24 protein-coding genes are annotated in these 23,113 nt (G+C 42.0%); 15 read left to right on the top strand and 9 right to left on the bottom strand.

Annotated elements, in window-relative coordinates; all coding sequences use genetic code 11:
• Nucleotides 1–100: 100 nt before the first annotated feature.
• Both KP803_RS16675 and KP803_RS16680 read right to left on the bottom strand, forming a co-directional pair.
• On the bottom strand, nt 101–991 hold the full coding sequence (locus KP803_RS16675) for an SMP-30/gluconolactonase/LRE family protein (protein WP_248009998.1): 891 nt from the start codon (nt 989–991) through the stop codon (nt 101–103).
• A 217-nt stretch (nt 992–1,208) separates the two neighbouring features.
• Complete coding sequence (locus tag KP803_RS16680; protein WP_248009999.1) at nt 1,209–2,363, bottom strand: BamA/TamA family outer membrane protein; 1,155 nt, start codon at nt 2,361–2,363, stop codon at nt 1,209–1,211.
• Nucleotides 2,364–2,676: 313 nt separating this feature from the next.
• Between KP803_RS16680 and KP803_RS16685 the strand changes: the two genes are divergently transcribed.
• Both KP803_RS16685 and KP803_RS16690 read left to right on the top strand, forming a co-directional pair.
• Nucleotides 2,677–3,693 carry a metal-dependent hydrolase gene (locus KP803_RS16685; protein ID WP_248010000.1) on the top strand — a complete coding sequence of 339 codons (1,017 nt, stop codon included), beginning with the start codon at nt 2,677–2,679 and terminating at the stop codon, nt 3,691–3,693.
• Nucleotides 3,694–3,792: 99 nt separating this feature from the next.
• Nucleotides 3,793–4,185, top strand: a complete 393-nt coding sequence (locus KP803_RS16690; protein ID WP_248010001.1) for a hypothetical protein — start codon at nt 3,793–3,795, stop codon at nt 4,183–4,185.
• 118 nt (nt 4,186–4,303) lie between these two features.
• On the opposite strand, the gene KP803_RS16695 is transcribed toward KP803_RS16690, so the two are convergent.
• Nucleotides 4,304–4,846, bottom strand: coding sequence for a DUF3332 family protein (locus tag KP803_RS16695; RefSeq protein ID WP_248010002.1), 543 nt, complete (start codon nt 4,844–4,846; stop codon nt 4,304–4,306).
• Between the two features lie 295 nt (nt 4,847–5,141).
• Here KP803_RS16695 and KP803_RS16700 point away from each other — a divergent pair, with 295 nt between their 5' ends.
• Nucleotides 5,142–6,041, top strand: a complete 900-nt coding sequence (locus tag KP803_RS16700; protein WP_248010003.1) for a LysR family transcriptional regulator — start codon at nt 5,142–5,144, stop codon at nt 6,039–6,041.
• 153 nt (nt 6,042–6,194) lie between these two features.
• Here the strand turns inward: KP803_RS16700 and KP803_RS16705 are convergent, their stop codons facing one another.
• The 3 genes from KP803_RS16705 to trxC form a co-directional block, all read right to left on the bottom strand.
• Nucleotides 6,195–6,992 carry a carbohydrate deacetylase gene (locus KP803_RS16705; RefSeq protein ID WP_248010004.1) on the bottom strand — a complete coding sequence of 266 codons (798 nt, stop codon included), beginning with the start codon at nt 6,990–6,992 and terminating at the stop codon, nt 6,195–6,197.
• Between the two features lie 149 nt (nt 6,993–7,141).
• The gene (locus KP803_RS16710; protein ID WP_248010005.1) at nt 7,142–8,302 is read right to left on the bottom strand and encodes an MFS transporter; all 1,161 of its coding nucleotides are present in this window, start codon (nt 8,300–8,302) and stop codon (nt 7,142–7,144) included.
• A 210-nt stretch (nt 8,303–8,512) separates the two neighbouring features.
• A complete protein-coding gene (gene trxC / locus KP803_RS16715; protein WP_248010006.1) occupies nt 8,513–8,947 on the bottom strand; it encodes a thioredoxin TrxC in 435 nt (144 codons plus the stop codon).
• Nucleotides 8,948–9,535: 588 nt separating this feature from the next.
• Between trxC and KP803_RS16720 the strand changes: the two genes are divergently transcribed.
• From KP803_RS16720 to KP803_RS16735, 4 genes are all read left to right on the top strand, one after another.
• Complete coding sequence (locus KP803_RS16720) at nt 9,536–10,474, top strand: TerC/Alx family metal homeostasis membrane protein (protein WP_248010007.1); 939 nt, start codon at nt 9,536–9,538, stop codon at nt 10,472–10,474.
• 193 nt (nt 10,475–10,667) lie between these two features.
• Complete coding sequence (locus KP803_RS16725) at nt 10,668–11,144, top strand: DM13 domain-containing protein (RefSeq protein WP_248010008.1); 477 nt, start codon at nt 10,668–10,670, stop codon at nt 11,142–11,144.
• A 38-nt stretch (nt 11,145–11,182) separates the two neighbouring features.
• Complete coding sequence (locus KP803_RS16730; protein WP_248010009.1) at nt 11,183–11,677, top strand: GNAT family N-acetyltransferase; 495 nt, start codon at nt 11,183–11,185, stop codon at nt 11,675–11,677.
• Between the two features lie 48 nt (nt 11,678–11,725).
• Entirely contained in the window at nt 11,726–12,037 is a 312-nt protein-coding gene (locus tag KP803_RS16735; protein ID WP_248010010.1) for a TfoX/Sxy family protein, read from the top strand.
• A 13-nt stretch (nt 12,038–12,050) separates the two neighbouring features.
• Here the strand turns inward: KP803_RS16735 and KP803_RS16740 are convergent, their stop codons facing one another.
• A complete protein-coding gene (locus KP803_RS16740; protein ID WP_248010011.1) occupies nt 12,051–12,743 on the bottom strand; it encodes an NAD(P)H-binding protein in 693 nt (230 codons plus the stop codon).
• Between the two features lie 689 nt (nt 12,744–13,432).
• On the opposite strand from KP803_RS16740, the gene cobT reads away from it, so the two are divergent.
• The 8 genes from cobT (at nt 13,433) to btuD (ending at nt 21,586) form a co-directional block, all read left to right on the top strand.
• Nucleotides 13,433–14,461 carry a nicotinate-nucleotide--dimethylbenzimidazole phosphoribosyltransferase gene (gene cobT, locus KP803_RS16745; RefSeq protein ID WP_248010150.1) on the top strand — a complete coding sequence of 343 codons (1,029 nt, stop codon included), beginning with the start codon at nt 13,433–13,435 and terminating at the stop codon, nt 14,459–14,461.
• The gene (locus tag KP803_RS16750) at nt 14,461–15,309 is read left to right on the top strand and encodes an adenosylcobinamide-GDP ribazoletransferase (protein WP_248010012.1); all 849 of its coding nucleotides are present in this window, start codon (nt 14,461–14,463) and stop codon (nt 15,307–15,309) included. The genes cobT and KP803_RS16750 overlap by 1 nt, the downstream gene beginning before the upstream one ends.
• Complete coding sequence (gene cobU, locus KP803_RS16755; protein ID WP_248010013.1) at nt 15,306–15,851, top strand: bifunctional adenosylcobinamide kinase/adenosylcobinamide-phosphate guanylyltransferase; 546 nt, start codon at nt 15,306–15,308, stop codon at nt 15,849–15,851. The genes KP803_RS16750 and cobU overlap by 4 nt, the downstream gene beginning before the upstream one ends.
• Before the next feature lie 95 nt (nt 15,852–15,946).
• Nucleotides 15,947–16,570 (top strand): histidine phosphatase family protein, encoded by a 624-nt coding sequence (locus KP803_RS16760; protein ID WP_248010014.1) that lies wholly within the window; start codon nt 15,947–15,949, stop codon nt 16,568–16,570.
• A 63-nt stretch (nt 16,571–16,633) separates the two neighbouring features.
• Nucleotides 16,634–18,451, top strand: coding sequence for a M3 family oligoendopeptidase (locus tag KP803_RS16765; RefSeq protein ID WP_248010015.1), 1,818 nt, complete (start codon nt 16,634–16,636; stop codon nt 18,449–18,451).
• Between the two features lie 250 nt (nt 18,452–18,701).
• Nucleotides 18,702–19,730 carry a succinylglutamate desuccinylase gene (locus tag KP803_RS16770; RefSeq protein ID WP_248010016.1) on the top strand — a complete coding sequence of 343 codons (1,029 nt, stop codon included), beginning with the start codon at nt 18,702–18,704 and terminating at the stop codon, nt 19,728–19,730.
• Nucleotides 19,731–19,848: 118 nt separating this feature from the next.
• Nucleotides 19,849–20,844, top strand: a complete 996-nt coding sequence (gene btuC, locus KP803_RS16775) for a vitamin B12 ABC transporter permease BtuC (protein ID WP_248010151.1) — start codon at nt 19,849–19,851, stop codon at nt 20,842–20,844.
• Nucleotides 20,831–21,586, top strand: coding sequence for a vitamin B12 ABC transporter ATP-binding protein BtuD (gene btuD / locus KP803_RS16780; RefSeq protein ID WP_248010017.1), 756 nt, complete (start codon nt 20,831–20,833; stop codon nt 21,584–21,586). The genes btuC and btuD overlap by 14 nt, the downstream gene beginning before the upstream one ends.
• A gap of 125 nt (nt 21,587–21,711) precedes the next feature.
• Here btuD and KP803_RS16785 read toward each other — a convergent pair whose 3' ends face one another.
• Both KP803_RS16785 and KP803_RS16790 read right to left on the bottom strand, forming a co-directional pair.
• Nucleotides 21,712–22,284 carry a nucleoside triphosphate pyrophosphohydrolase family protein gene (locus KP803_RS16785; RefSeq protein WP_248010018.1) on the bottom strand — a complete coding sequence of 191 codons (573 nt, stop codon included), beginning with the start codon at nt 22,282–22,284 and terminating at the stop codon, nt 21,712–21,714.
• 180 nt (nt 22,285–22,464) lie between these two features.
• Entirely contained in the window at nt 22,465–23,106 is a 642-nt protein-coding gene (locus tag KP803_RS16790; RefSeq protein WP_248010019.1) for a sugar transferase, read from the bottom strand.
• Nucleotides 23,107–23,113: the final 7 nt, after the last annotated feature.

The following is a 23,113-nucleotide window of genomic DNA, read 5'->3' on the forward strand; positions in this document are numbered from 1 at the left end:
AAGAGCAAGGCCGAAGTTGGTATCTTCCCAGACTCCCCATGCATTTTCAACCAGTTAGCCAAAGCATAAACGCTATATTCATATTGGACAAAGACTACGATTAGAGCAGCGCAGAGTTTATTGTTGGCTCAACTTTACCTTTCGTAGGTGCATTAAGTATGAATAACTGCCCAGAGTGAGGGTAAAGCTTTTTTTCAGTCGGGGTTAGTTCATAATTTGCGGTGGTAACAAATAAGGTATCCAAATATTCACCACCAAACGTACAGCGCGTTGCGTGCTTTACAGGAAGTTTAACTTCACCAAGCTTATCCGGATTACCAATACGATTGGGCGAAGGCATGTAATAGCTGACTTTTCCATTGTCCCAGTGACAGATATAAATGTTGCCATAACGGTCACTACACAACCCGTCAGGGAGCCCCTCTAGATCATCAAACTTAACGAAAATGGTTTTATCGATAATCTCAGTCATATCGTCATTCAGTTGATACTCAAAGACGACCTTTTGAAACATGTTTGAACAGTAGGCACGCTTAAGGTGATGATTAAAACAGATCCCGTTAGCCACGCTAAACTCAGCGTCCATGCTCTGAACTTGCCCTTGGTTAAACTGGAAAAGCTTTCCATCAGGAGATTCAAGGTCTTGGCAATTCATCGAACCAAACCATAGCTGTCCGTTGGGCGACGCCACAGCGTCATTACAATGAAGGTGAGGAAATTGAGCAAAAGGGTCAGTGATAAGGGTAAAATTGTCCAGTTCCGGAGAGGCCAGAAATAACCCTTGTTTGCTGGCGCATACCCAATGTTGATTATCACAGGGGACAATGGCCGTGATTTCAAAAGGCACCTCATAAGATTTAATTGTGCCATTGAGTGGGAAATACTCGTGTACATCGCTTCCTGCTGCTTCTACCCACACTAAGCTCTGAGTATGGACGTTCCAAATTGGAGATTCGCCAATTGTGTTCGAAATGTTGTTTGCTACCTGCATATTCTCGCCCTCCCTTTGGTTTCGCTATAATGATATCTTTCGTATCATTATAGTTAATAACTGATTGGTGAGGGCGATAAGATGTTAATTGTGTGAGGATCTTAAAAGTACGGCTCTATCATCAATATCTTGTCTTAGATTCTCTTCTTTATGAATTCTTACGCGTGCTGCTTCTAAAGGGGGCGCCAATACATACTGTATATTCACAGGTTAGGTATCAGAAAACTTCGTTAACATGGAAGTAGAATGCCGTTTCATCGTTACCAAATCCAATGTCCGCTCTTATGTTAACTTTGTCTTTGATTTTGAAACGCAATCCAGCCCCAACAGAAGTAAGTAAATCTTCATTTAGTTCATTTATTTCGGGTGCAACGGAACCTACGCCTCCCCAAAATACGGCCCCGACTCGCCAGAAAATAGGCAAGCGATATTCCACTTGCCCCATCGCCATATGGTTGTCTCGGTAGCGGCCTTCAACGTGCCCACGTAATCCATTAGCGCCTCCTATGTCTGGCAAGCGATTCCAAGGTACATCACCGCTGGTGAAATCGCCTTGAACTTGCCAGGCAATGAGACCGGGAAACTCGCCCAAATTGATGTAGTTTGCCAATTCAAAGTTGTATTTCCCAAACCAATCGTTGGTAAGAGATGAGTGAAAATAACCGGCGGTCATGTCGACCAATAAACCTTCAGAGGCATTTAATACGTTGTCTCGAGAATCATAAACCGCGCTCACGTTAGCGCCGTAGCTCGTGTTTTCTTCCAAATCAGCTGATTTATCTAACGAGCCTTGGCCGTCATCTAATTCAAAATCACTGGCTTTGGCGTAAGTAATGTTCGCCCCTAGGCCAAGGTAGAAATCATCCGCGACTTTCGTGAGTAGAGTGGGCTCTATCAACGCTACCTTTTCTGAGTAGTTGATTTTGTTATCGTTCACACTGCCTGCGTCGTGCCCAACACCATAGTACACACCCGCATCATCAAACAGTTCTAAATCGAGGTAAAAGCGATGATGATCGCCGAAAAAGAAATGTCGGTTCTCGAACGTGATCCCTTTAGAACCGTTAGTGGAAATATAAGGGTTGATCACCATTGAAGAAGGTTGGGTGGTTCCACCATGAGTGTCGCCATAAAGGCCAACGTACAACAGGCCAACACCAAAGCCTTGCTCAGGCGTATAGAACAAAGCGGGAATGTAGCTAGAGTCAATGCCCTTGTTCGGATCGTACTCTTCTTCCGCACCGAATATAGCTAAAATATCATCCAGCTTTTTTGTCGTCTCAGAAGGTGTCGTTTCGAAGAGGGGTTTGACGGCAAAAGCTGGGCTAGCAAGGCAACAGGTGAGTGCTGCAACTCGCAATAAGTGAGTCATTTTTATACCTTAAAAGTGTCGGTTCATTTAATTATACCTAATTTCTTTGGTTAAGATTGTTCTCTAGGGGAGTTTGGTAATGACTTGAAACGAGTTTAGCCTGAATATTAGACTACAATAGACACGAATTTTCAGGCGATGATTAGACACCGTGCCTCTGGGCCCTATACCTGAGTATAGGTATTTCGAGATGATGACTTTCCATAAGAGAGTTTTTGTAGGCATTGCTATAGATTAAGCAAAGTCGTGAGGTTTAGTGGTGCTTCTTAAACAATGAGCTACTATTAAGTCATATACTTTCAATGAGTTATTTATGGATCCAATAACGCAGGGGGTACTCGGAGCTTCCTTGTCGCAGTCAGTGAGTAAAAGAAAAAACTTGGTTATCGCTGGGTTCTTTGGGCTAGTCGCTGGCATGATACCGGATTTGGATGTATTTATTCGGTCTCAAAGTGATCCGCTACTGTTTTTGGAATACCATCGACAGTTTTCTCACTCTCTCTTCTTTATACCTCTGGGCAGTTTTATTTGTGCTCTGGTTTTACATCAATTATTTGGTAAACAACGCGGACTTTCATTTAGGCGAAGTTGGCTTTATTGTGCTTTAGGCTATGGTACGCATGGGATTTTGGACGCATGTACTTCCTATGGTACGCAATTACTTTGGCCTATATCTGATAAGCGTTATGCGTGGAATACAATATCAGTAATCGACCCCGTATTCTCACTTCCCATCATAGCAATGGTTGTATTTTCAATGATAAAGCGAAATCGTTGGGTTGCTCGTTTAGCCATTCTTTGGTCGGTGACTTATTTGGGAGTAGGGGCAATACAAAAGGAAAGAGCTGAGACGGTAGGGTGGGAATTAGCGAAGGAGCGGCAACATTTACCCATTCAGCTAGAAGCCAAACCAAGCTTTGCGAATATCTTACTGTGGAAAGTGATATACGAAACAAACGATCATTACCATGTAGATGCAGTGAGGTTAGGGACGTCAGTAAAAACGTTTCCGGGAGAATCGATTGCTAAGCTCAACACTGAACGGGACTTTCCATGGCTTAATGTTCGTTCTCAACAAGCCAATGACATTGAGCGTTTTCGACGATTTTCAAGAGGATTTTTAGCGCAGGACCCTATCGATGAATTTAGAATCATCGATGTGCGATATTCAATCCTACCGAACCAATTCAAAGCGCTATGGAGTATTCAGTTAGACCCACTCGCTACCGCGGAGACACATGCCGAGTATACTGAACATCGAGATAATTCGTTAGTTTCGCGAGAAACATTTATTGGAATGCTTTTCCATGGTAGGGGACCATCCCCTTAGAATTAACCTCTTTAAAGGTGGTTAATGGCATTTGAGATAGTATTTTTCTAAAAAACGCGCATAATCTCGGAAATACAATATATAAAGAAGAAATTACTTATGACTGATTTTCAATATCATTTTCAGAAACTGCCTTGTTTTAACTGTAAAAAAACGACAGTAAATACGGATCTTGGGTGGCTAACACCGGCGATGAAAGACGATGTTATGACCCAGTTGGCGGCTATCATCGAACAAGACAATGTAGAAGCCGATCTTTCCGTCAATGTGTCTTGTACTATTGATGAAGCGCATGATTACTTATTGCTGAACTTTTACGGTTACTCTATAGAAGAGTTAGCAGATCAAGTTGAAGACGAAGATAAGCAAGAAGTGGCGAATGAAGTCGTGGAACTGGCGACTGATAGTAAAGGTATCATCGTTTTCGAACACGAAATTGCGTTGCAAAGCTGTACAGACTGCAACATTGAAGAAGTGTCAGAGCAAGATTAGCCCTTTAGCATAGATTAAGAAATAAGAAGGTTAGCTTTAGGGCTAACCTTCTTTAGTTATAAGCCTTGATAGGTTAAACACTGACCGTTGCTATCAATGTTGGGTATACGGAAAATAGTTAAGAGTTCTCAGCAGACTCTAGATATACCCGCATCTCTTCTATGCTTGTTTTTGCAATTACTTGATTATTTAGAGAGTAGTGAACTTCGTCACCAAAGCGCTCGCCTGTTAATGTGGCACGAGAACCATCATCATAAGTTAATTCAATCGCTATTTGATTGTCATCGATTACTTTCATTTCACCATGACCGATAACACGCTTAACTAATGGGTCAAGTGGCGCGTCGGTAAGGTTTTTATCCAGTTGGTCGTTAATCTCTATATAAGTGCCAACTTTAGAATCAAAGATATGCGGCTTTTTGTTAATAGGGTTCTTACCCGTCCAAAATTCTAGCGAGTTAAACACGATATAATCAGCAGCGACCGTGATGCCGTATGCTGGCGCAAGTAACATATTCAAGCCGCCACGAGCGTATCGGTTATCAACCGCTTTTACGTTAAATTCCATTAGCTTACCCGTTACGGCGTTGCTACCTACGCAACCAAATAACGTTACAAGGCTTGCTGATATAATCATCGGTTTTACAAATCGGTTCATCATTCACTACTTCTATAGGTGTATTTTTTGGAACCGCGGATTATGCCAAACACAAGCCAGATCTAATATAGGGGTTTTCCTATATTAGATATAGTTTAAATCTATATCCTCGTAAGATTAATAACTTAGAGTATTAACGTGGTTTAAATGTATTTCGTTTGTTTGGAAATTCCATTGAAAAATCTAACAGTACTATGTCATGGCGCTAACGAAATATTAAAATAAATAGTTGAACATGTAACATGACACGGTTGTCGATTTATCACCATTTAACAGAACGCTGTCACTTGAGAATATAATGAAACGATTTAACCTAAATCTCGTCTACTACTTTATCGCAATTTATGAAGAAGGGAACCTTACCTACGCTGCAGACAGGCTGAATATTACACAACCGAGTCTAAGTGCTAATTTAAAGCGATTGCGTGAAGAGTATCGTGATTTACTGTTCGTTAGGAAATCCTACACGCTTGAACCCACTCCGTTTGCAAATGAACTATACCCAATATTGAAACAAGCATTTGAGCTTGTATCACACTCATTGCCTTCGACTAGACGATTTGAACCTAAAGAATGTACTGGTACATTTAGAATCGCCGCAATAAACATATCAAATTGCGTATTATTACCCCAAATACTGGATAATATTCAAGAAGCTGCGCCAAATTGTGTTATTGAAGTTGTTAATATAAAAGAGGACATGTTTACTGATATTCGAGAGAAGAAGATTGATCTAGTCGTCGACCACAGTGCAGCTCATCCAACATTATTAAGTAAAGTAATCTGGAGTGATGAGCTATGTGTTGTTTGCAGTCATGAACATTCAAGGATAGAGGGTGAGATTAGCCTAGAGCGTTATATTTCAGAAAAGCATGTCATGCTTACACATGACAATTATCGTGTTAATCAATTGTCGGATATACATAGCCCGATATTTTCGGAGAGGAAAGTGGCACGAAAGCTTAATTCAATTCGAGACTTTTCTGACACGATTTATGGTTCCGACTGGATCGCCACCGTACCTAAAACGGTCTCGAATACGATCTTCGATAGCAATAAAATCAAAACTCTGGCGGTGCCTTTTAAATATTCAGCGCCATCACTCAGCGTATTCTGGCATGGTAATCGAAATGATGATATTGCGAACCAGTGGCTCCGTAGCCAATTTAGGCTCGATAGAGATGGTTTACCTGATTAAGATGATATTGGCGTTTATTGACTAACGGAGTTTATTTTGTAAAAGAAGCGATAAAAGCGAACGCCTTTCTGTTAAAAAAGAAAGGTGTTCGCAATTTTGGGCTTTAGTAATCTATATTAAGCGTCGGTGACATAATAAAATGATAAATTCATACTATAAATTATGTAACTCAAGTAACTCTTTGATTCCAATAAGCTCAAAGTTATTGATTTCAAGGAATGTTTTAAACGCTTCTGATCTAATGATATCCAGATCTTGTTGTCTGCATTTTGCGGCCCATCGATAGACGGGTTCTTCAGGTAAAGAAAGGGCATTTTGCTCAGTATCGTCAAGAGCACAGTGACCGATGATGTGATAGATACCTGACTGATAATTCGAGAGTCGTTCAGTGATTTGCTCAAAACTCATATGAGTCATTGTAAAGCTATCGTTGAAATACTTTAATCGATCATTGTCTACCGCATAGGTATAAATTAAGCCAAATTCGCTTGCGACTTCCTCTACAGCTTGTGCGATAGGCTGGTACGCTTCTGAACCATTAAAGAGCAACTCTGGGAGCATATGCGTTTCAACATGCGTAGGGGTAACACCACTGTTGATCACACGCTTTATCTGTGCGCGATATTCGTTTTTGACGTCTTCAATGTTAAGCGTGGTCAACAGCTCTTCATAGCTACTGTAGAAATAGCCGAGCTCATTACATAGTGATGTAGCACCACTAATGGGCCCACAACTCATGTTGGTCCATTCACAGGTTAATGTTAGATGGACACCAATAGGTAAATCATGTTGCTTGGTGAGACGGACGGCTTCCGGCAACCAAGGTGCAGCAGCCATAAAATTACTGCTTTTTAATAAGCCATGCTGAAAGCCTTGCAGGATGCCTTGGTTGACACTGTGGCTAATTGCAAAATCATCACTGGTTATAAGAAGGTATTTTTTGTCCATCATCAAGCCTGTTTGAGAAGGTAGTGAACCTATTGTACCAGTGCAAATAGGGAATAGGGTTAAGAGAGTGTAATAATAGTATCGAGTAAAAAAGAATCGGGCCAAGTTAAAAACTTAGCCCTTCAAGCGTTATAGAAAACTTGCCGATGCTTTTATTCACCCGCCATAATTTGGCGTTTGCCTTTCACGCTGGCGAAAAGCATGTAGATGCAAGTTGCAAGCAGTGAAGCAAATAAGTAATCCATTAGCCCGTGTTGGGAAGTCATGAACTTGTCCGCAATGACCGGGCCAGAGACCGAGCCAATACTGTAGCTAAATAGCATGACTTGTGTTGCCGAAACAATGTATTTTGCGTCTAAGCGATCGCAACCTAAGTTGATGGCGACTGGGTATAGCGCAAAGATCGCCATACCTAAAACAAATAGGCTGACAGCAAATACGCCCATATCGTTGTTCAATACGGTAGCCGCTACCGCTGCGACACCTAACATACAAAACATGGCCATTAATAGTGTTCTGCCCAAGAACTTAGAAAACCAAGGAACCATAGGTTGAACCGCCATTCCACCTAATATAATCAGCGCCATTAACCCGCCTATGTCACTGTTATTAATCCCACGTTGTTTTAGCTCTAATGGCATCAACCCATAAATAGCCCCTAAGGTTAATCCAGACACGATACAACCGATAATTGCAGCATGATTGAGCTTTGCAATTTGCTTAAATGATAGTCTCGCAGGCTCTTCACTTTCTGGTTGGTCTGACTCTCCAAATACAAGCACAAATACCGCAATTAACATTAGCGTTAAAATAGCGATAAATGGAACTCCGCCGGTGACGCCAATTGTGCCTATCCCTAGCTGGCCTAGAGAAGACCCCCCGTAAAGGGCGCCCATGTACAGGCCAAGTCTTTTAGCTCGGTTAGATTCATCCCCATGTAGCAGCCAAGACTCTACAATTACAAACACGCCCGCAACGGCAACCCCTGCGATGAAACGCGCGATAAGCCAAGCTGCTGCGTAGTTCAGTGTTGGAAGCGCAATAACCGTTCCCATTAGTACGAATAAACACAGTACGAAAGCATTGCGATGACCAAAGCGAGAAACAATAGGTTCAACGCCAATCGCGCCGACAAGTAAACCTGCATAAAAAATGCTGGCCAGCCAACTGGATAAACTCGCGTCTAATCCGTAATGAGGCAACATAAGAGGAATTAAACTCATTAAATAACCTGATGCGACAGCGTATAGAGATAGTGCAATGACAGGTACAGAGATACGAGCATTTTGCGCAGCAGTAATCGTTTTTTCCAATGTATGATCCTCCGAAATTAATGAGTTAGAACCGTTTTCGGGGGCGAATATGAGCTTAAATTAGAATGAGGTAAAACGAATAATATTACTCCTCACGACAAAAGATATTTATCGCAAGGAGCATTAAAAGGGATGACAATTTTTGACTGTGGTTAGAGGACTGTTTAGTCCTTAAGTAAGCCTTAATGGACTTACTTTTAAATAGGGGGGCTACTTAGTAATAGCTTGGTTTAACCATTGATCAAATTGATTTTTTGGAAGCGCACCGTTGATCATGTCGACACGTTTACCATCTTTGAACACCATAATGCTTGGGATGCTACGTATTTGGTATTGTGCCGCCAGTTCTTGTTGAGCTTCAGTGTTAATTTTAACGTGGCGTATTTGGCCATTGTGCTGTTCTGCTGAGTCAGAAAATACGGGAGCAAAGCCAACACATGGATTACACCAAGGGGCCCAAAAGTCGATGACAACAGGTTGATCGCTTTGCAGTAGCGCAGAGAGGTTAGATGACGTTCCTTCAATAGCCGCACCATCAAGAAGTGGAGTTTGGCACTTACCACACTTTGGGCTTTCTGAAATTCGTTCATTTGGGATTCTATTTAGCCCTTCACACGATGGGCAACGGGTATTAAAAGTCGACATGGCATTCTCTATCATTTGTTTATTGCTCGGTACTGTACAAAACGTTTCTATCATTGTATTTGAAACGGGTAAGCAAAGAGCGTCAAAGTGTTACTTGTACGATACGAAAAACAGTGGCAACAATAAACCGTGAACCAATTGTTTTGACCTATTGGTTTGATAGGCAACATCTATCAGTCAGGCTGATGTGTATTTAATAGGTTAATGCATTAAATAAAAACTCTTTTATAACAGTGCTTTAGTTTTCTTTGTGGCGATAAGGAATAAAATTTACATTTGGAAATATTTTTGTAGACGCGAGCGAAAATGAGGAATAGAATCCGCTCTGTTTGGGGAGTAGTCGCCTTTGGTTTACTTATCGTCATCTCGTTAAGCTTTCGCTTTTCCGGTAAGTATAAGTTGAATCTGAATATTCAGATTCATACTTCGACAAGACCAACGTAATCGTAGCTATGAAGTTAGTTATGTCTGTTTAGCAATAAACCATCGGTTTAGCGTTTTACGGCGTAGGTGATGCATAGCGTGTTTGATTGCGTAAGGTGTCGACTAAGAGTCTTTCTCAACGATCCTTGCGCGCTTGGAGGATCTATGCCCTTGATGACTTATCTTATTTTTGCTTTATTAACACTCTCACTCGTACTGCTCGACATTTGGCAAACCCGTGGTGGTCAAATCACGATAAAAAAAGCCGCTGCTTGGAGTGTCTTTTGGTTTGTTTTGGCATTTGCATTTGCAGCTTCAATCTATGTTTTCTGGGATTTTTACGCGCCTAATAGTGATTACACGGCGGAAAAAGCAACTGTCTCGTTTATTACTGGTTATCTGTTAGAGAAGTCGCTAAGCGTTGATAACTTATTTGTTTTCGCAATTATTTTTCATCAGTACCAAGTCCCTGAGCATTTGCGTCCAAGAGCGTTACTTTGGGGCGTGATTGGGGCGTTAGTGCTTCGTGCAGTGATGATTGTTGTCGGTGCTCAATTATTAGAACAGTACCACTGGTTATTGTATGTGTTTGCACTATTCCTAATTTGGACGGGGATAAAGTTAGCGCGCGAAAATGGCGATGAAGAGTTAAACCCATTACCCGAAAAATTGATCCGCAAGGTGGCTAAGGTGACCGATGATTTTCGAGAAAATGCACTGATCGTTAAAGAGCGTGGTTGCTGGTGGGTGACACCAATGATGGTCGTGATCGGCGTGATTGCGTTTATGGACGTGATGTTCGCGTTAGACTCTATCCCCGCTATTTTTGCGGTGACAAGAGAACCGTTTTTAGTCCTTGCGGCTAACGTTTTTGCACTGTTGGGGCTTCGCTCTTTGTACTTCGTTTTACAAGGCATGATGGATAAGTTTGTCTACTTAAAACCTGCGTTGTCTTTCATCATGGTATTTATTGGTATCAAGATGATGTTAGTTGGAACAAGTTGGGAAATACCAACCGCAGTGTCGTTATTGGTGCTATTGGTCACGATGAGCGTAGCCGTTTTTGCGTCAATGCTGAAGAAAACCGTGGTGGAACAGCACTAATATTACCGTTGTCATGGGGCTTTATTGAACATAAGGCCCCAAATACGTAACACTGCTTTTATGTGAGATCTAACGTGACGGTATTACAGAGAATGGCGTTGCAATTAGGCTAGGCGAATCTCTTGAAAGTAGCTAGTATGAACGAAACACAACATCTTTGAGCTGGAAGCTTAGAAACAGATAAGGAACACTCATGAAGAGTAAGACATGGATTGTATTGGTCATTTCCCATCTCGGCATTGGAGCATTTGGTTTTGCGCTCGGAATCTATATGCTGCCCATCTTAATAGCCCCATCGGCTCCGACGGCATCAGAAATAACGAGCATGTCGTCTGGTTCACTGTATTCAGCACAATTTGAGCGTAATAGACAGGACAGTGACCGATTTCATTGGGGTGAAGGTAAGCTCTCTATTGGAGCGGAACACATCACTTTTGAAGGTGAGTTAGCGCCAGGTCCAGATTACAAATTGTACCTATCAAATGTCTTTGTTGAAACCGAAGCGGATTTTGAACGTTTGAAGTCAACCATGATGTATGTCGGGGACATCAAAACATTCGACAACTTCGTCGTTGATGTACCGCTAGAGGTTGATCCTTCAAAATATAGTACGGCCATTGTGTGGTGCGAAACCTTTGGTGAGTTTATTACTTCGGCTCAGTATCAGTAACTCTGTTTGGCAATGAAATAAGAAGAATAGAAGATCGTATGGAACATATTATTAGATGCTTAGAAAATACCGATACATCAGATTTGGCCGAAATATACAGTTTTCAATCCGTTACTCAAAATACCTCTCAAGTTCCTTTCCTAAGTTCAGAGAAAGTGGCTTCCCTGTTTAGTAACCCAGATCATTACACACTTGTCGCGGAATATGATTCAAAGGTCATTGGTCATGTTACTTTGTTTATGACGACGAAAGTTCGAGACAGACACTGCTCAGGTGTGGGGATTGCTATTCACCCTGATTTTCATGGTAAGGGGGTCGGTAAGTCGTTAATGATAAAAGCCATTGAACAAGCGGATAATTGGCTCAACCTCGTGCGATTAGAGTTAGAGGTTCATTGTGATAACCCAACAGCGGTCGCGCTTTATGAAAAACTAGGATTTGAGCATGAAGGAACAAAAAGGTTAAGTACCTTCAAGCATGGTAAGTATTCAGACATGTTTGTTATGTCGAGAATTGCGCCAAACTTTCGATAATGCTGATCTTCAATGGTATCCGTTAATAGCGCCACGGAAGGAGAAGATATGGAGAAGCTAAGAGATCTGCAAGGACTCGGTCCTAAATCTGAAGCTATGTTAATTGATGCGGGTATAGACTCAGTTGCGATGTTAAAAGAGAAAGGTGCGATAAGATCGTTTATCCAAGTAAAAAAGCATGGCGCTATTAACCCAAGTTTAAATTTATTGTACGCCTTAGTGGGGGCTTTAGAAGGTACACATTGGCTGCATATCGTAAAGCGACGGAAAGTGGATTTAATTATGCAGCTCGAAGGCTATGAAGAGCTAGAAGCATTGTTTGAATCGTATGAAGAGCCGTTAGATCTCAATAACGATTAGCGATACTAATTGATTAAGCGCTATACCGACTGATCAAGCGTTTCATTTCTGAGCTGTTGAGTGTTTTAGGAGATTCACCACTGTGGTCAAAGAGTTCGCATAGCATTGCTTTCGCCACTTTATCCGCTTTAATGGGGATATACTTCGCTAAAGGACCAACCATAAAAGGCGCTAAAACTTTAAAGATATACTCGATGACAACTTCATTATTTCGAGTTTCTTCTCGTAGCCCAGTTAAAGGGCCGGGGCGTGCAAAAACAACCTTTTCAAACTCCATTCCACTTATGGTTTCTTCCATTCTTCCTTTGCACTTTAAGTAATGAGACAAAGAGTACGAAGAGGCACCAATACTTGACACAACCGCGATCTTTTTAACGCCTAATGTTTTCATTGAGCTCGCTACGTCACAAACAAGCTGATAATCCACGTGTTCTAGCTTTTCTTTGCTACCGGCTTGTTTCAGTGTGGTTCCTAGGCAGATGACACCGATCTCTGGGGTTGGATTCTCATTATTCCATTCGACTATGTTGAGTTCGTTGTCTTGTATTTGCTCGAGTTTAGAGTGAAAGAATGGCAATTCTTTACGTGTTAGGGCATAGACACGACTAATGGTGTCATCTTCGAGTACTTGCTTAAGTACCTCTGTACCAACAAGCCCAGATGCTCCAGCTAGAATAACGACTGTGTTATCACCTAAAGTGCTCATGCCATTGCTTCCTAAAATCATAAACGTATTACGTATCGACAAATCAACTCGAAATATATACAAACCTACTTCGGGGTTCTGTGACCCATTAACCAAAGTGTTTAATTCGTTAACTGGTCGTCTCCTTTTTTAGTAGAGTGCGAGTGAGATAGTAAATCAGCCTCATTAAATGAGGCTGACAATGGAAAAACAATGACAATTTTCTCAGTGTTATTCGTTAAATTAGTGATAATGGGACTTTGTTTGTCCCCTTAGTTTGAGTGCGTGTGTTGGATTTCTGCTTTTTCGCTTTTCTAGTTGGGGATTTTTGATTAGCAAACATCTCGACTCCTTGCTTATCTTTATTATGTAAGTCCAGCTCTACAGTTATAGTAAACACGGTGTTCTAGATTACTATCTTCACAAATATACCTGCATCCTTCGTGCCAACATTAATGGGAAATCACGCCAAAATTATAGCGTTTATAAAGGGTAGGTGATAAATCTATCAATATCCATTTCAGGTTGATTTTCATTATGAGAATCGCTTAGAGATAAGATCGTTAATCGACGTGTTTGAATGATAGTTAAGTGTTTGATTTCGGGTTAAACTAGGAAACCCTATACACGGACGTGTTTTAACAAACGATAGACTTATAGGTATGCCCTATAAAGTTAGCGTCCTCAATGAAATGAGAATGTTCCCCATCATGTTAAATCGTGAGTTTTCAGCAGCAATTCAACAGCGTATCGACCAAAAAACCAAGCCGTTAGGTGCGCTAGGACAGTTAGAAGCCCTTGCTCATCAATTGGCGCTGATTCAAAGCCAAAATCTAAACGCATTTACGAATTCCATTGTAATTAATAAGCCTACCGTCGTGGTGTTTGCCGGAGATCATGGTATTGCCGACGAAGGGGTCAGTATTGCTCCTAGCGCTGTTACTCAGCAGATGGTCTTGAATTTTCTAGCTGGTGGAGCTGCTATTAACTGTTTTTGTCGGGCGAATAATGTTGAATTAAAGGTTGTTGATACAGGCATCCTGTTACCTGTGGAAGGTCAGTATCAAGACTTGGTTGTTCAAAGACTGGGGAATAGAACTCATAACTTCGCTGAACAAGCGGCGATGTTGGAAGAAACGGTCGTTGAAGGGATCAAACTAGGTAACAAGCTTGTCACTGAAATCATTTCTCAAGGTTGTAACGTCGTGATGTTTGGTGAGATGGGGATCGGTAACACCAGTAGCGCTTCCGCTATATTGGCAGCACTGACAAATCAGAATATTGATGACTCTGTCGGTTTAGGCACGGGTATTACTCAAGAGCAACGCCTAAAGAAAGTTGAACTTGTATCAAAAGGCGTTAAGCGATGCCAATCTCAAGAGCCAATCAAGGTTCTGTCTGAACTTGGTGGGTATGAGATTGTTCAGATGGTGGGAGGCTTTCTTGCAGCATGCGAACAAAAAACGCCGGTTCTAGTTGATGGCTTTATTGTCAGCGTAGCGGCATTGGCTGCTGTGATGATAGAACCACAATGTCGTGAGTATATGATTTTTGCTCATCAGTCTAAAGAGGCTCCTCATCAATCGGTTCTTAAAGCGTTGGATGCGGAACCATTACTGGATCTTTCATTGCGTTTAGGGGAAGGAACTGGTGCTGTGCTGGCGATGCCGTTATTAAGAGCGGCGGCAGAATTTTATAATAACATGGCCAGTTTTGAAGATGCTGGAGTGACCGTTTAATGGTCTCAAGGCTTAGGTATCAGCTAGAACTGTTTTGGTTAGCGTTGAGTTTTTTTTCACGGCTCCCAATCCCTAAATCTACGCCTTACAATGATGAGCGTATGAACCGATCAGGGCGTTATTTCGCCGTAGTTGGTGCATTACTTGGTGGGCTCTGTGGTTTAGTGTATTGGTTGGTAAGTATGCTTCTTCCATCTGAAGTTGCCATATTTATTACGATGGTGTTCAGTTTACTTCTCACGGGCGCATTTCATGAAGATGGGCTTGCTGATATGGCGGATGGCATTGGCGGAGGTATGACTCAAGAACGCCGATTAACCATAATGAAAGACAGTAGAATCGGCACTTATGGGGCATCTGCTCTGGCAATGGCGCTACTTGGTAAATTTATTTTACTTAGTTTTATCGCTAACACGGCAGGCAACCAATATCAGTTTTTAGGTGCCACTGGAACAGCGACAATACCAACAGTCGCGTTAACTCTTATCATTGCCTATACCATTAGTCGCACGTTGGCTGCGTCATTGATCTACGATATGCCTTACGTTACGGAAGAATCTAACAGCAAAAGCAAGCCACTCGCTCAAAAACAGACAACGGGAGAACTTATTTTCCTAGTGTTCTGCTCTGTAATTGTAGGGTTAATGCTTTCTCCTATAGCTTTTATAACGGTAACCGTTGTTCTCATTGTTTTTCGTTTCTTCTTTAAGCAGTGGTTGATTTCGCGTATTGGCGGGTTCACGGGAGACTGTTTAGGAGCAGCGCAGCAGCTTAGTGAGTTGCTCATCTATTTAATATTGGTTGGCTTTATCCATAACAACATGTCGTTGTTCGGGGGATGGTTATGAGTGTTCATCTCATTTTAGGTGGTGCGCGATCAGGAAAATCTAGTCATGCAGAACGCGTGGCTAAAGCGCATTACCTGGAATCCCAATACATCAATAAATCCTTGCATTACATCGCAACCGCTCAAGCCTTTGATGATGAAATGACAGCTCGGATTAAGCATCATAAAGAGCAAAGGGGCGATCAATGGGAAGAGCATGAAGTACCATTGGCATTGGCTTCCGCTCTAAAGGAGTTCGGTTCCAGTGATGTAGTTTTAATCGACTGCTTAACTTTATGGCTGAATAATGTCATCTATCACCTAGGTGACAATGTCACTGATGAACAGATTCAACAACATATCACTGTGCTAGTCGATGCACTAGCAAAAACAGAGGCGACGGTTTTACTTGTCTCAAACGAAGTAGGGCTAGGGGTTGTCCCTTTAGGTGAAGTGTCACGTCTGTTTGTTGATCATGCGGGTTGGATGAATCAAAAAATCGCCACGATAGCATCAAAAGTGGAGCTTATTGCGGCAGGGTTGCCTTTGCAATTAAAGTCATAAATAGCAATTAAAACCATAAACAGCCATTAAAGCGATAAACCTGCAATTGAAACCACAGCAGGTTAATCAAAGCATCGAATATTGAAGGTACAAGAATGGGTGATCGCGAAAATCAATCGTACAACATCTACTTATTGCGTCACGGGAAAACGTTAGGACCTGCAGCGCTTAACGGAAAAACGAATGTCGAAGTTGCCGAGGAAACGCAGCAAGCGATCATTGAGACACTCTATCAAGACGGCATAACGTTTTCTCATGTTGTGAGTTCGCCGCTGATTCGATGTTGCGATTTAGCAAACAAGTTAGTGGAACAAGACCAAAGCCTAACGTTAAAAATTGAGTCTAAGTTTCAAGAATTGGATTTTGGTGATTTCGACGGGCGGACATTTGATGAACTTCAACCACACTGGGAACAGTTAGAGTCATTTTGGCGTGATCCCGCAAGCCATACGTTACCTAATGCTGAGTCATTACAAGCGTGCTATTCACGTGTCAGTGAAGGCTGGAGCAACTTAATCGAGCAATCAACGCACGACACACTGGTTATCTGCCACGGTGGTACCATCCGTTTAATCTTGGCTAAACTACTTGGTATAGATTGGAAAAATCCAAATTGGTATTCAACACTGAATATCGCCAATCAATCGGTCACTCAAATAAAGATTCTAAAGCAGTATCAAAATAAACCGCATATACAAATGATCGGTAAGCCACTTTAATTATAAAAAACACCATTTAAGCGCCTTAGTAACCTCTCGCGACTATGGCTATAAGGAAAGAATATGACAGCACCTAGTTGGAATTTATCGATTGCATATAACGGCTTAAACGATCCGAAAATAGAACAAGATATTGAGTTAATTAAGCAGTGCATTAGCGCACTGAATATTAATGTTGAACATCGTAACCAAGTGTCTGTGATGCAAAATGCACTGCAAACGTCTGAGGCTGCGGGAACACTTATGGCCACCATCAATACGTTTGCTACTTGCCATGCGTCAGTTGACTCATCAGACGAAGATGCAAAGGCAATGATGGGTCGAATTGCAAAGCTTAGTTCGGAATTGAGCCAGGCATTTGCCCCTTACAGTGACACATTAACCCATAAAGATGAGCAATACATTGAGCAAGTACTAGACCACGAAAGTGGTGATGTCGCAGGGCAGTCATTTCAATTACGTTGTTTAAGAGGCTTAGCAGACACCAAACTGTCGGTGGTAGAAGAGCAACTATTAACGGCGATGGAAGTGGATGGTAAAGACGCTTGGGGACGACTCTATGACAACATTACTGGTACGCTAGAAGTAGTGCTTGAGCACTCCGATGGCGCAACCGAAGTGATGGGCTTTTCACAAGCGGCGAGCGTGCTCTATGGCAGTGATTTTGAATTACAACCGATTGCTTGGAAAGCGATACAAAAAGCCATGGAGCAGAACAAAGAGAGTTTCGCTTCAATATTAAATGCATTAGCAGGCTGGCGTTTAACTGAGATAGCAAAGCGTTCAACTAAGCGTGATGTTCACTTTTTAGAGCCGAGCCTGCACGATAGCCGCATTACCTCAACGACACTGGACGCGATGATGGATGTCGCAAAGTCTAATCGTCACATCGGCCAAAAAGCAGGAAGCCTAATGGCTCAGGTTTATCAACTTGATGAAATGAAGCCGTGGAACCATATGGCGGCAATGCCAGCACTGAACGCGGAAGAGAATAGCACAACAGAGCTTTATGCATTTGATGACGCGATAACGATCATTCGAGAGGCCTTTGCGACCGTTGATGATGAAATGGCGGATTTTGTCGATGTGATGGTAGAAAACGGTTGGATTGATGCAGCACCTGGCAAGCAACGTCGTTTAGGCGCTTACTGTACTAAGTTAGCTGCAACACGATCACCGCTCGTCTTTATGACATGGGGGGGAAGTCGATCTGATTTGTTGACCTTAGCTCATGAGCTTGGTCACGCCTTCCATAACTGGGTTATGAGAGACATGCCACTGTGTCAAACTCGTTATCCTATGACGTTAGCAGAAACCGCGTCTATCTTTGCTGAAAATATTGTTCGAGACCATTTGCTGAATAAGGCTGAAGTGAATAGTGAAAAATTGGAAATGCTTTGGGAAGAGCTGTCATCATGCTTCGCATTGATGGTTAATATTCCAGTTCGGTTCGAATTTGAAAAGGCATTTTATCAAGCGCGTAAAGATGGAGAGTTATCCGCAAATCAGCTTTGTGAACTGATGAGCAAGCATTGGGCCGAGTGGTATGGCGAGTCAATGTCCAACTCTGATCCTTACTTTTGGGCAAGTAAGCTTCACTTTAGTATCTCGGAAGTGAGTTTCTATAACTACCCTTACTTATTCGGGTTCTTGTTCAGTAAAGGGGTTTACGCCCAAAGAGAACGCAAAGGAGCTAGCTTCTATCAAGATTACATTTCCTTACTTCGTGATACGGGGTCTATGACCGCAGAAGAAGTGGTTGAGAAGCATTTAGGAATGGATCTTTCTAAAGCAGATTTTTGGCAGCAGAGTGTTGATCTCGTCAAAGATAAAGTGGATGAATTTGAACGATTAATGAACCAGATTGAATCGAAGAAATAACGTCATATTTGCTTTCATAAAAGTGTTATATAAACCTGAAATTAGTGTGGGTTAATGTAAACTAAGTCGTTGTTATATTTATTATAGGCAGTGTGTTGCACCTATATAGATGACGTGAAATTATCTATTAAGTGAATGCATTGCCATTTTTGCGATTTGTAATCAGGTTTCTGTTAATAAGTGGGATCCTATCAACATAATTTGCGTGTTCAATTCATTACCATACCGCTGTGAAATAAAGGAGTAACACATGACGAAGAGTATCTTTCGCCAATCTTTTCTTTTGGACAGCCTAGATTTAAAACAAGAAATAGAAGCTGCGGGGTATACCGCGCCATCTGGAGCCATCTTAAAACTGCATCAACGTGGTATCTTGGAAGTGATCCCTGTTGAATCCAATGAGCAGACTAAAAATATTATTGTCTCGTGTGGGATCCATGGTGATGAGACAGCACCAATGGAGATCATGGATAAAATCATCTCAGATATTCACTCTGGATTTCAGGCCGTGTCTGAGCGCTGCTTGTTTATCATTGCGCACCCTGAGGCCACCAATCAACACACTCGCTTTATCGAAGAGAACTTAAATCGTCTGTTTGATAAGAAGAACCACGGGGAAAGCCGTGAAGTCACCATTGCTGATAACCTAAAAGTGCATGTCTCGAACTTTTATCGAAATACGCCCGTTGAATCTCGATGGCACTTAGACCTTCACTGTGCAATTCGATCATCTAAACACTATTCATTTGCAGTTAGTCCCAAAACTCGACACCCAGTGAGAGGGCGTGAGCTTTTAGAGTTTGTTGAACAGGCACACATTGAAGCGATCTTATTCTCAAACTCTCCGTCGAGTACATTCAGTTGGTACAGTGCCGAAAATTTCTCTGCTCAGGCCTTAACGGTTGAGCTAGGACAAGTGGCGGCGATTGGGGAGAATGATTTAGATAAACTGGTTGCGTTTGATCTCTCGCTAAGAGATCTAATAGCAACAAGTGAACCTGAACATCTACCAAAGAAAGCCATTTTGTATCGTGTTAGCCGTACATTGGTGAGAATGCATCAGGAATTTAACTTCTTGTTTGATGATGGTGTTGAAAACTTTACTAGCTTCAAGCATGGAGAAGTGTTTGGTTACGATGGCGAGAAACCATTGATGGCTAAAAATGAAGATGAAGCGATCGTTTTCCCTAATCGACATGTTGCCATTGGTCAACGTGCTGCGTTAATGGTTTGCCAAGTCGCGATTCGTTACGAGAATGACCAAGCAGTATATGATTAATAATTAGCTCACGAACGCTGTTCTCGGTGTTTTAGTAGTATCAATTTAAATGGCTTAACGTTAAGGTTAGGCCATTGTTGTTTTTATGGGTTATCAAGCGTCTAGCTTTGCTAAAAAGATGAATTTTAATCAATTGCTAATGCAAAAGCATCGTCGTTGGATGCGTTATTCTGTTATTTTTTCCGCACTTCTCTTTATTATCAGTGCTCTTTATCTGATGGTGGGCGAACTGTTTATTTCCCCTTTTGACTCACTCTCTACTTTAGAATATCAACTTCTTTATCAACTCCGCTTACCAAGACTGTTCGCTGCAATGGCCATTGGTGCGTCTCTTGCGATATCAGGCGCTGTACTTCAAGTTCTTTTGGGGAATGTGCTTGCAGAGCCAGGCGTTCTTGGTATATCGGGGGGAGCCAGTGTTGCGATGGTGGTCGTTCTATTCTTCTTCCCTATGGCTGCATCAGCACATATCTTTATGCTCGCAGCAATCACTGGCGCAATGGTGTTCACCTTAATATTGGTTAGCATGGCAAAAGCAATGCGCCTGACGACGTCACGATTACTGTTAGTCGGCGTTGCACTGGGTATTTTGGCGAGCGCAGTCGTGACATGGGCGTTCTATTTCAGTGATGACCTTAGCCTTCGTCAGTTAATGTATTGGTTAATGGGTAGTATTGGTGGAACCAGTTGGTATCAACATACTGTGACACTGGTGATTCTTCCCGTTTTAATTTGGCTCTGTTTTCAAGGCCACGTACTTGATAAGTTGATGATGGGAGAGGCACACGCCAGACAGCTCGGGATCAATATTGATTCTGTTCGATGGAAGTTGATCTTTGCTGTATCAATTTTAGTGGGAGGGGCAGTGGCGATTGGCGGAATTATCGGATTTGTCGGACTGGTTGTACCGCATTTGTTACGACTGGCGTTTGGTACTGAAAATCGATTCCTCATTCCAATGGCTGGACTCAGCGGCGCACTGTTAGTCGTTATTGCCGATTTTGTCGCACGATTAGCGCTCGATTCGGCTGAGCTTCCACTTGGTGTGGTAACAACAACAATAGGAGCACCAATCTTTATCTGGATGCTAGTGAAAAGCCATGATTCGCATTAACAGTGTCTGCGTAGATTCTCGAGTTTTACCGTTGTCATTCGAGTGCAAAGCAGGAGAGATCTTACATGTGATAGGCCCCAATGGGAGTGGAAAAAGCACGCTTTTGTCAGCCATCGCTGGAGTGCTTCCATTTTCCGGAGAGGTATTCATTGAAGAGTTAGATGTTGGCTCATCGTCGCTCGAGACATTAGCACAATACCGAGCGTTTTTGAGCCAAAGTGGTAGACCCACTTTTAATTTGGAGGTCTATCAATATCTCGCTCTTTCAATCCCTAAGGGTTGCCAACTGAATGAGTTAAAAGTCAAAGAAGCGATTGAAATTCTGACTCAACTTGTGGATATTGAGGACAAGATTCATCGTTCTATTCATCATTTATCTGGAGGGGAATGGCAACGAGTTCGATTAGCTGCGATCTGTCTACAGGTTTGGCCAACCCTGAATCCAAATGCGAAACTGCTGATTCTTGATGAGCCTGCAGCTCCCTTAGATATAGGTCAAGAAGCGCTTCTCTATAAACTGCTTAATGAAGTCGCGCAGCGGGGGGTGTGTATTATTATGGCAAATCATGATTTAAATAGAACCTTACGTCATGCCGACAGAGCGCTATTACTTGCCAATGGTGTCATGCAAAGGGTAGGTGAGGTCGAGGATGTATTAGAGGCGAACATGCTGTCGGATGTTTTTCAAACCACGGTAAATAAGGTTAAGGTTGAAGGTAATTACTACCTTATTTTTGACTAAAACGGCCCTTAGAGATTCCTTTGAGAAGTGAAAATAAAAAACACGACCTAAGTAGGTCGTGTTTTTGCTTTATTATCAAAGATAAGGTATCAACGATAAAATATCGGAGGTGAAGTGTTCGAGCTTTAAACTAACGGTGCTAAATCTGCAGGACGATAATAAACAGACTTCAATACTTTACCTTGGCGAATTGTCTTCGCTTCTGATACGAAATCTTCAGCGCACTTAGCGATAATGTAATCCCCTTTCTGAACCGCCATCAGCTTGATGCCTTGTTCTGCGTAAAATGCTTCTGTTTCAGCATACTCTTTCTCATTGCGGCAAACTTTACTCATGTTGCTAGAATGAACTTCATCCCAACAAGGAATGAACTCGATACCGCGGTTAATTGAAACGTTTAGAAGAAGATCAATTAAGTAGCTAATTGCAAGGTTATCTTCGACGTTTGAGTGACCTAAATGAACCAAACGTCCCATCAAAACATAAACGCTATCAACGATTGCATCGGCTTGTTCCATCTTACAATCCGCTTCAGCAAGCTCTGTTAACTCTTCAATAATAAGCGATGTGTGCAGGGTATCTGCTTTGTCGTTTAGGCTTGAAGCATCAGCAACAGGAAGATCGAATGTGCTACGAAATTCTGTGATGTCTTTATAAAGGTGATCAAAGATTGGTTGGTTCAGTTGAGATAAATGCATGAACAAGGTCCGTCATAATGAAGCGTAAATAATGGCGCTTATGATAGCAAAGCCACTTGATTGCTTCTATCTACTTCTCTGTAAGTTTGTACGAGTTATCATTGTCTTGTTCATTTAAAACAATGGGAATGACAAAATCTGTCATTCCCTAAAAGGAGATCAATTCGAGAGTCGGTGGCGTTAACGACCTCGTCCATCAACCATCACAACAATGGTTTTTGAAATAATGCTTAAATCCATTGCTAACCAGTTGCGAAGTGAAGACATTGACAGCGCGTAACTGTGGTCAAAACCGACTTTACGACGAACATCATCAAGACAGGTATCGTAACCTTGGTTCACTTGAGCAAGCCCTGTGATACCTGGCATCACACCATAAGTACGATCGGCGAAATAAGGAATTGCTGTCTCTAGTTTGTTATAAAAGCTAGGACGTTCTGGGCGTGGGCCAATAATAGACATCTCACCACGTACAACATTAATGAGCTGTGGAATCTCATCTAGGCGCGTTTTTCTTAAAAAGCGACCAACAGGTGTAATACGTGGGTCACCTTCTGTTGCCCATACCGCCCCTGAGCGAGTCTCTGCGTCTTGGTACATAGTTCTGAATTTAATGATATCAAAGAACTCCATGTGAGTTGGTGTCGATTTACCAACACGTTGCTGTTTATAAAAAACAGGGCCTGGTGAAGATACTTTAATCGCTAGAGCAATGATTGGCATGATAGGACTTAGTATTAATAGGCCAACGATAGCGCCCGTTAAGTCAAAGATTCGTTTTGCACACCAAATTGAAAGTCGGGTTGATTTATTAGTACTCATAATATTC

Origin of the sequence: Vibrio amylolyticus (assembly GCF_023145695.1) — a bacterium.
GTDB lineage: Bacteria > Pseudomonadota > Gammaproteobacteria > Enterobacterales > Vibrionaceae > Vibrio > Vibrio amylolyticus.